Raw genomic sequence first — 8,212 nt, 5'->3', positions numbered from 1 at the left:
GGCCGCATGCGACGTGCTCAGGTGGCGGACGGCATCCAACGCGACCACGACGGCGAAGCTGGTCAGGCCGATGGCCGCGAGCAGCAGAACGGGTTTGCGCGGGTCGCGCGCCAGCAGGTACAGCCCGAGCCACCAGCTCAGGGCGAAGACCATTGCGGACATCGCGGCCACGTGCTCAGTCTTTCACGGGCTAGTGACCGTAGCGGCGTTCTCGCAGCGTGTAGTCGCGCAGCGCGCGCAAGAAGTCGACGCGCCGGAACGCGGGCCAGTGCGCCTCGGTGAACCACATCTCCGAATACGCGCTCTGCCACAGCAGGAATCCGGACAACCGTTGTTCGCCAGAGGTCCTGATCACCAGATCGGGATCCGGCTGGCCCGACGTGTAGAGATTCTCCGAAATCGCGTCGACCGTGACCGCTTCGATGAGCTGCTCGGCCGTCGCCCCGTTGGCGAGTTCCTTGCCGAGCAGGGCGCGCACCGCGTCGGCGATCTCCAGCCGTCCGCCGTAACCGACGGCGACGTTGACGTGGAAGGCACCCGATGCCGTGTGCGCTGTGCCGTCCACGGCATCGCGCAGCCGCCGCGCCGACTCCTGGCCGAGCAGCTCCAGGTCCCCGACGGTCCGCACGCTCCAGTGGTTGATGGGGGCGCAGATCTCCTCGACGACGTCGGTGATGATGTCGATCAGCGCGGCGAGCTCGGTCGGGTCGCGCTGCAGGTTCTCGGTGGACAGCAGATACACCGTCGCCATCTCGACGCCGGCTTCCTGACACCAGCGGAGCATTTCGGCGATCTTCGCGGCGCCCATCCGGTAGCCGTAGCTGACGTCTTCGTGACCCTCGTCACGCGCCCAGCGCCGGTTGCCGTCGCACAGCACTGCGATGTGCCTTGGCAGTTGGGATTTGGATCGCGCGAGCTGGTGGCGCAGCCGCGCCTCGTAGACCCGGTAGGCCGGTTCCTTGAGACGCGGGGGAATGAGTTCCACGAGGATCAAGACTACTGTGGCAATCGAGTACACCCATGCCAGATTGCGGAGGCGACATGGCCACTTCGATCGAGACGACCGACGCGGATCCGCCGGACGTCCGGCGTCGGGAGGCCGAAGATCTCCCAGAAGCCGTTGCCGACGGCGTAGCGCAGATCCTCGGCAAGCCACGCGCGCGTGGCTGGATACACCTCTACTCGGCGATCGTGGCCACCATCGCGGGCGCCGCGCTGGTCTCGGTGTCGTGGGCACTCGAGGGCACCCGCGCCGGGCTGGCCACGCTGCTGTACACGTTCACGATCGTGGCGATGTTCGCCGTCAGCGCCACCTACCACCGGGTGACGTGGGTGTCGCCGAACAAGCGCAAGTGGATGAAGCGCCTGGATCACTCGATGATCTTCGTGTTCATCGCGGGCAGCTACACGCCGTTCGCTCTGCTGGCGCTGCCGTCGGGTCAGGGCATGGTGCTGTTCTGGATCGTCTGGAGTGGCGCCCTCGCCGGCGTGCTGTTGAAGATGTGCTGGCCGACGGCGCCCGCCTGGGTCGGCGTGCCGCTGTACCTGCTGCTCGGCTGGGTCGCTGCATTCTTCATCGTGCCGATCATGCATGGCGCAGGCGTCGCGGCACTGGTCCTGCTCATCGTCGGTGGCGCCCTGTACAGCGTCGGCGGCGTCCTGTACGGGCTCAAGTGGCCCAACCCCTGGCCGACGACGTTCGGCCACCACGAGTTCTTCCATGCGTGCACGGCGGTGGCGGCGATCTGCCACTACATCGCGATGTGGTTCGCCGTCTTCTAGCCCCTACTGCGATTTCGGCGCGTTCATCCGCGGTCACCGCGGATCTCCGCGCCCAAATCGCAGTAGGTGGAACCGCTTACCTCGCTCACGCCGTCTATTGGAAGTGCTCCACGATTTCCTCCGTCTCAACGACGGCATCATCACGGCCTCCCAAGCCCGTGGCCTCGGGTTCAGCAACGACGCCTTGGAACGACGCGCGCGCTCCGGGCACTGGCGGCGTTGCTCGCCAGGCGTCTACTTCGTCGACGACCGTCCGTTCACCGATGCGGCGCGGATCAGGGCTGCGGTGTGGGGCCATGGCCCGCGTGCCGCAGGCTCCGCACTTCAACGACACGTCGAGCTAAAACCACTGTGGGAAGCGCATCTGCGCAACAAGGGGCGACATGGATCGTCAGCCGCCCGCCTGCTTCTGCAAGCGGCGCAAGATGGAACCCGCTCTGCTGCTGAACGGTTGTTGGCGCATCTACTTCGGGAAGCCGGCATCTCGGGCTGGTTGGCCAACCATCCCGTGGCCGGCTACTGCGTCGACTTTGGCTTTCACGCCTGCAAGCTCGCGCTCGAGACGGACGGCTTGGCCTTCCACACCGATGCGGACGACTTCCACCGCGACCGAGTGCGACAGAACGCCATCACTCTCGCGGGGTGGACGGTGCTGCGGTTCACCTGGCTGGATCTGACGGAGTATCCGGAACGGGTCATCGCCGAGATCCGGTACGCGATTTCGGCGCGTACAACCGCGCTCACCGCGGACTAGCGCGCCGAAATCGCGGGAGGGGGGTGGGGCGTGGGATTTAGAGCTGGGTGACGTTCTCCGGGCCCCAGTACGCCTTCATCGAGGTGATGCTGCCCGCATCGTCGAACGTCATGACGCTGATGATGTCGATCAACATCTTGCTGTCGCCCATGCCGACCGTCAGCTTCCAGACGAACGCCGCCTCGTGGCCGCCGACCCGCAGCGTGACCAATTCGGCCGAGCATTGCGCGGCCTCGATGTTCTTGTAGAACCCCTTGATGGCCTGACGGCCGATGTGCACCTCGCCGCCACCGACCGGATCCTCGAGGGTGGCGTCGTCGGTGTACAGCTCGGCGACGTCGTCCGCGGAGCCAGCGGATACCAGACTCAGGTAGCGGTTGACGGTCTGCGTGATCAACTCGGCGCTCATTGGCCGCACGCTACACGGCCGCTCCCAGCGCTGTGGCGAGATCTCCCGCGGTCGTCACGGGCAGGTCGCACACGTGGCCCCGGCACACGTACGCGGCGTCGCGGCCACCGATGCGGTCGCGCCCGAGCAGCAATTCGGACGAATCGACTGCTCCCCCGACGACGATGGCACCGCCGGGCGCCAGTCGGCGGGCGGCGGCCAACAACTCCGAATCGAAGGGGTTGCAGGCGACCGCGATCTGGATGGGTCCGCGGATGTCGGCCTCGGCGATGGCCAGCCAATGTCCGCCTGAGCGTGGCACTTTGGCCAGGATCGCGGTTGCCGCGGCGAGGGACGCGGCCGCGGCGGCGGCATAACGATCGAACCCGGTCAGGTGCGCCGCGAGTTGAAGGGCCTCGGTGATCAACGAGGCTCCCGACGGCGTCGCGCCGTCGATCGGATCCGACGGCCGCACCATCAACTGCTCCGCATCGTCGGCGGTGTCGAACCAGCGCCCGGCACAGTCGGGATCGGCGAAGTGGTCGAGCGCGACGTCGAGCAGGTGAGTCGCCACGGCGAGCATGTCAGGGTCGCCGGACAGCTGGTAGAGCGTCAGCAATCCGGTGGCCAGGCCGGCGTGGTCTTCCAGGATGGCTGCACTGTCGCCCACCCGGCCGCCGAGACTCGCCCGCCGCAGCCTGCCGTCCACGACATGCAGGTCGACGATGTTTCGCGCGCAATGTGTTGCCGCGTCAAGGAATTCGGAATTTCCCACCGCGACGGATGCCTCGGCGAGCGCCGTGATCGCGAAGCCGTTCCATGCCGTCACGACCTTGTCGTCGCGCCCCGGCTGCGGGCGCCCGAGCCTCGCGGCGAGCAGCGCCGTGCGCACTCGATCGAAGCGCGCGAGCGAGTCGGGTTCGCCAGGCAGCTGTAGTACCGACGTCCCGTGTTCGAACGTTCCGGCGTCGGTGACTGCGAAGAGCTCCGCTGCCCATCGTCCGTCGGCGTCGCCGAGCACGTCGCGCAAGTGCGCGGGCGTCCACGCGTAGGTGAGCCCCTCCACGCCGTCGGCGTCGGCATCCAGGGAAGAGGTGAACATGCCGCCGTCGCCGAGATCACGCACGATGAACCAGGCAGTCTCTTCGGTGACTTTGCGCGCCAACGGTTTTCCCGAACGTCGAGCCCAATGTGCGTATACCCGCAGCAGCAGCGCGTTGTCGTAGAGCATCTTCTCGAAGTGCGGCACCACCCACGACGCGTCGACGCTGTAGCGGGAGAAGCCGCCGGCAAGTTGGTCGTAGATGCCGCCGCGAGCCATGGCGTCACACGCCCGCTCGACGGTGGCGAGCACCCCGGGATCGCTCGTCCGTTCATAGCTCCGCAGCAGCGCCTCCAATAGCGCCGACGGCGGGAACTTCGGGGCGCGACCGAAGCCGCCACGGGCGACGTCCTCATCGCCGAGCACGCCCGCGACGGCGTGGTCACACGTCGCGGCTTCGAGTGCCTGCCCCCCGCCGGGCAGGCCGGACGCCATCGACCTCAGCTCACCAACGATGTCGTCGGAAGCCTGTTCCACTTCCGCACGTCTGTGTCGCCACGTGTCGACGACGGCGTCCAACAGTTGCAGAAAGCCGGCCTTCGGGTAGTAGGTGCCGCAGAAGAACGGGCGGCCGTCCGGCGTCAGGAAGCACGTCATCGGCCAACCGCCCTGACCGGTCAACGCGACGGTCGCGTTCATGTAGACGGCGTCGAGATCGGGGCGCTCCTCGCGGTCGACCTTGATGCAGACGAAGCCTGCGTTCATCGCTGCGGCGACGTCGTCGTCGGCGAAGGACTCGTGGGCCATCACATGGCACCAGTGGCAGGCCGCATAGCCGATCGAGAGCAGGATCGGCACGTCACGGGCGGCCGCCTCGGCGAGCGCGTCGGGGGTCCACTGCTGCCAGTGCACCGGGTTGTCCGCGTGCTGGCGCAGATAGGGGCTGGTGGCTGCCCCGAGGGCGTTAACCCCCACCGTCTGGACGCCCACCCTTGCCGACACCCGGATCGCCGGGCTGGCCGACCGTTCCCTCGTCGATGGCCTGATCCGGTTCGGGATGCTCGGGATCGAACGACTCGGGCAGCTTCTTGAGGTGCTTGTTCATCGACCACACCAGCAGGAAGGTGCCGATCAGCAGGACGACGACGACGACGAGCCCGAAGGGGCTGGCCTTGCCGAAGTCCGGCCCGGTGTCGCGCGGCGTCTCGTCGGCGAGCAGACCGGCGATCATCAGATAAGTGTCGGTCACGGATCGATCCCTGCGAAGAGGTCGTCCTCGGGCAGCGTCACGGGCACGCGGGACCTGGCGAGTTCGTACTCCTCGGTGGGCCACAGCCGCTGCTGCCACTCCATCGGCGTGGTGAAGAAGAAGCTCGTCGGATCGATCTGAGTGGCGTGCGCGCGCAGGGCATCGTCGCGCTGGGCGAAGTACTTCGCGCACTCGACGCTGGTGGTGATCCGATTGGCCAGGACGTCGAGCTCCGGATCCCAGTCCTTGAGCCACTTCTCGAATGGACCCACCTCGCCGTTCTTGGCGAACTCGTCCTGGAACAGCTGCATCCGCCTCCGCAGGAAACCGTGGTTGTAGTACAGCTTCGAGACGTTCCACGGCACGCCAGCATCGGGGAATAGCCGGTAGTCGCCGGCCGCTTCGTAGGCAGCCATCGACACCTGGTGGCAGCGAATGTGGTCGGGGTGCGGATAGCCGCCGTTCTCGTCGTAGGTGGTCAGCACGTGCGGCCTGAACTCACGGATGGAGCGGACCAGCCGCTCGGTGGACTCGGCCAACGGCACCAACGCGAAGCACCCCTCGGGCAGCGGCGGCAGTGGGTCACCCTCCGGCAGTCCGGAGTCGACGAAGCCGAGCCACTCTTGCTCGACGCCGAGGATCTCCGCCGCCCTCGCCATCTCGTCGATCCGGATCTCGTGGATCCGGCCGTGTACCTCGGGAAGATCCATCGCCGGGTTGAGGATGTCGCCCCGCTCACCACCGGTCAGCGTGACCACCTTCACGCGGACGCCCTCGTCGACGTAGCGGGCCATCGTGGCGGCGCCCTTGCTCGACTCGTCGTCGGGGTGGGCGTGGACCGCCATCAAACGCAGTTCGCTCACGTGTGCCTAACTTGGTCGGTACCTGGTCGCTTAAGCCAGTGGTCGTCACGGTTCAACCACTTCGTGTGCCCCTATAGTTCCAGTCGTAGTGCAACCATCCGAACTCAGACCTACACGATCGTCATCAAAGGGGCTCCAGGCTCATCATGATCGAGCGCCCGACCGCCCGCTACGGGCAGCAACGACTGACCCGCGAGTCCCGTCGTCGACTGGCGATGATCCTCTCCGCGGTCATCGTGGCTGCCGGCGTGGCCCTCGCACTGGTCGCCTATCAGCGGCTTGGCACGGGTGAGGTGAAGGGCGAGCTTGGCGGCTACCAACTGATCGACGGGGAGACCGTGCAGATCACGATCAGCGTCACCCGCAAGGACCCGTCGCGCCCCGCGGTGTGCATCATCCGGGCCAGATCCATCGACGGCGCCGAGACCGGCCGGCGAGAGGTGCTAGTGCCGCCATCGGTTCACGACACGGTCCAGGTCACGGCCCTGGTCAAGTCGACCCGGCGGCCAGTCGTCGGGGACGTCTACGGCTGCGGAATGGACGTGCCGAGTTACCTGGTGGCCTCCTGACGGGGTTTGTTATCCGAACCCGCCGGGCAACCATTCGACGAACGCCGAACAGCCAATACATGAAAATCCGTTGTCCTGACGGTGCTACCATGGACGACGTACACGGTTCCTGATGGAGCCGTGTATTGCTGCTTTTATGCGCTCTTCAGCGCCTGCGATCGCGGCAACACACGCAGAACTTTCCACGCTGACAGCGCGAGACGAAGACAGGAGCGCGACATGACCGACACCCAGGTCACCTGGCTGACCGAAGAGGCATTCGACCGGCTGAAGGCCGAGCTCGACCAGCTCATCGCGAATCGGCCGATCATCGCTGCCGAGATCAACGATCGCCGCGAAGAGGGCGACCTCCGCGAGAACGGCGGCTACCACCAGGCGCGCGAAGATCAGGGACAGCAAGAGGCCCGGATCCGGCAGCTGCAGGAGCTGCTGAACAACGCCAAGGTCGGCGAGGCCCCCAAGCAGTCCGGCATTGCTCTCCCCGGCTCAGTCGTCAAGGTCAAGTTCGCGGACGGCGACACCGAGACGTTCCTGATCGGGACGCGCCAGGAGGGCGTGACCGACGGAAAGCTCGAGGTGTACTCGCCGAAGTCGCCGCTCGGCGGTGCGATCATCGACGCCAAGGTCGGCGACAAGCGCAGCTATGTCGTACCCAACGGCAGCACCATCGAGGTCGAGCTGATCAGCGCGGAGCCGTACCACTCCTGACCTGATCGTGAAGCGAACGGCTGGGTAATCTACGGTCCGTCCATGGCGCAGATCGCCGAAGACCTCTTTCTTCTGCTGTTGGACAATGCGACGGCTCAACCCGCGCTGGAGCGCGGGCGGAGAGCACGCGTGCTGGCGGCCGGCGCACTGCTCGATCTCGCCTACGCGTGCCGTGTTCGGCCTGCCGTCCCCGGCGATGCCGTCGAGCCGGGCAGGCTAGTGGCTCTGCGGGCAGGCGGACCGACCGATGCCGTCGTCGAACCCGCGTTCCAGCTTCTCCACGAGCAGCCGTTGCCACCGGCGCGTGCCGTGGCCAAGGTCAGCAAGGACGTCCAGGAGAACGTGGCGCTGCACCTGGAGCGGCTCGGTCAGATCAGGCGCGTCCGCGTGGCGTCGAAGCGGTTCAGTCCGCTCTACGCGTGGCCGCTGATCCACCGCGACCGGGTGGCCATGGCGCGGGCCGATCTGTTGTCTGCGCTATTCGACCGGCGGCCACCCACACCGGCGACGGCGGCCATCGTCACCGTGTTGCACGCCGCCGACGGCCTCGGGGCACTTCTGAGCCTCAACGATCGCGGTTGGCGGTGGGTGCACTCCCGTGCCACGGAGATCGCCAGCGGGAGCTGGGTCGACGAGTACCCGACCGCGCTGCCCGAGGTGAACCTGGCCGTCACCGCGTCCGTGTTGCGCTCAACCCTTTCCTAGCGCCTGTTCCAGGTCGCCGAGCAGATCTGCGATGTCCTCAATGCCGACGGACAGCCGGACCAGGTCGTCGGGAACCTCGAGTTGGGACCCGGCCGTGGACGCGTGGGTCATCACGCCGGGATGCTCGATGAGCGATTCCACGCCGCCGAGCG

Annotated in this window: 11 protein-coding genes; 5 read left to right on the top strand and 6 right to left on the bottom strand. The window is 66.8% G+C overall.

Going from position 1 to position 8,212, the window contains the following annotated elements:
- Nucleotides 1-190 precede the first annotated feature (190 nt).
- Complete coding sequence (locus tag QOD90_RS26625; RefSeq protein WP_526354725.1) at nt 191-985, bottom strand: (2Z,6E)-farnesyl diphosphate synthase; 795 nt, start codon at nt 983-985, stop codon at nt 191-193.
- A 56-nt stretch (nt 986-1,041) separates the two neighbouring features.
- Between QOD90_RS26625 and trhA the strand changes: the two genes are divergently transcribed.
- Together trhA and QOD90_RS26615 are read left to right on the top strand one after the other, a co-directional pair.
- Entirely contained in the window at nt 1,042-1,782 is a 741-nt protein-coding gene (gene trhA / locus QOD90_RS26620) for a PAQR family membrane homeostasis protein TrhA (protein WP_526354723.1), read from the top strand.
- Nucleotides 1,783-1,885: 103 nt separating this feature from the next.
- On the top strand, nt 1,886-2,536 hold the full coding sequence (locus QOD90_RS26615) for an endonuclease domain-containing protein (protein WP_526354721.1): 651 nt from the start codon (nt 1,886-1,888) through the stop codon (nt 2,534-2,536).
- Nucleotides 2,537-2,573: 37 nt separating this feature from the next.
- Here the strand turns inward: QOD90_RS26615 and QOD90_RS26610 are convergent, their stop codons facing one another.
- From QOD90_RS26610 to mca, 4 genes are read right to left on the bottom strand one after another with little or no spacing between them, the layout of a single operon-like run.
- Entirely contained in the window at nt 2,574-2,945 is a 372-nt protein-coding gene (locus tag QOD90_RS26610; protein ID WP_526354719.1) for a nuclear transport factor 2 family protein, read from the bottom strand.
- Between the two features lie 10 nt (nt 2,946-2,955).
- Nucleotides 2,956-4,941, bottom strand: a complete 1,986-nt coding sequence (locus QOD90_RS26605) for a thioredoxin domain-containing protein (protein ID WP_526354717.1) — start codon at nt 4,939-4,941, stop codon at nt 2,956-2,958.
- Complete coding sequence (locus tag QOD90_RS26600) at nt 4,931-5,215, bottom strand: hypothetical protein (RefSeq protein WP_526354716.1); 285 nt, start codon at nt 5,213-5,215, stop codon at nt 4,931-4,933. Before QOD90_RS26600 ends, QOD90_RS26605 begins: the two co-directional genes overlap by 11 nt.
- A complete protein-coding gene (gene mca / locus QOD90_RS26595; protein WP_526354714.1) occupies nt 5,212-6,078 on the bottom strand; it encodes a mycothiol conjugate amidase Mca in 867 nt (288 codons plus the stop codon). Before mca ends, QOD90_RS26600 begins: the two co-directional genes overlap by 4 nt.
- A gap of 146 nt (nt 6,079-6,224) precedes the next feature.
- Between mca and QOD90_RS26590 the strand changes: the two genes are divergently transcribed.
- From QOD90_RS26590 to QOD90_RS26580, 3 genes are all read left to right on the top strand, one after another.
- Nucleotides 6,225-6,647, top strand: a complete 423-nt coding sequence (locus tag QOD90_RS26590; protein ID WP_526354712.1) for a DUF4307 domain-containing protein — start codon at nt 6,225-6,227, stop codon at nt 6,645-6,647.
- 219 nt (nt 6,648-6,866) lie between these two features.
- On the top strand, nt 6,867-7,355 hold the full coding sequence (gene greA / locus QOD90_RS26585; RefSeq protein ID WP_526354710.1) for a transcription elongation factor GreA: 489 nt from the start codon (nt 6,867-6,869) through the stop codon (nt 7,353-7,355).
- A gap of 42 nt (nt 7,356-7,397) precedes the next feature.
- Nucleotides 7,398-8,060 carry a GPP34 family phosphoprotein gene (locus tag QOD90_RS26580; RefSeq protein ID WP_526354708.1) on the top strand — a complete coding sequence of 221 codons (663 nt, stop codon included), beginning with the start codon at nt 7,398-7,400 and terminating at the stop codon, nt 8,058-8,060.
- On the opposite strand, the gene QOD90_RS26575 is transcribed toward QOD90_RS26580, so the two are convergent.
- Nucleotides 8,046-8,212 (bottom strand): PLP-dependent transferase (locus QOD90_RS26575; RefSeq protein ID WP_526354727.1); only part of this gene is annotated, 167 nt, incomplete at its 5' end. The genes QOD90_RS26580 and QOD90_RS26575 overlap by 15 nt on opposite strands.

The organism is Mycobacterium sp. (assembly GCF_032161845.1).
Classification (GTDB): domain Bacteria; phylum Actinomycetota; class Actinomycetes; order Mycobacteriales; family Mycobacteriaceae; genus Mycobacterium.
The sequence above is the reverse complement of the archived record's forward strand: the minus strand, read 5'-3'. Positions and strand labels throughout refer to the sequence as shown.